Raw genomic sequence first — 263 nt, forward strand, 5'->3', positions numbered from 1 at the left:
ATACAAAGAAATTATTCAGAAAACCATCAGCACACTAAACGAAACAGGTTCTATGGAAGCAGTATGTTTCCTAACAGAACTGCACGTTAAAGGCCGCGATACTTACTGGAAAGTTCGTCAAGCGGTAGAAGCGACTAAAGATGGTCTTTACACATTTGACCAATTCAAGAGCAACAAGCCAGAGACTCGTCGCCCACTACGTAAATTGGTATTCAACGTACCAACACGTCGTGAACTGAGCCTAGGTGAAAAAGCGATTGCTC

Annotated in this window: 1 protein-coding gene; it reads left to right on the forward strand. The window is 43.0% G+C overall.

All coding sequences use genetic code 11. From position 1 onward, the window contains the following. Positions 1-263, forward strand: a 263-nt coding sequence (locus BCT81_RS02075) for a M17 family peptidase N-terminal domain-containing protein (RefSeq protein WP_277869785.1), incomplete at both ends; no start/stop codon positions are given.

It is taken from the genome of Vibrio sp. 10N.261.52.A1 (assembly GCF_002876325.1).
Lineage (GTDB): Bacteria > Pseudomonadota > Gammaproteobacteria > Enterobacterales > Vibrionaceae > Vibrio > Vibrio chagasii.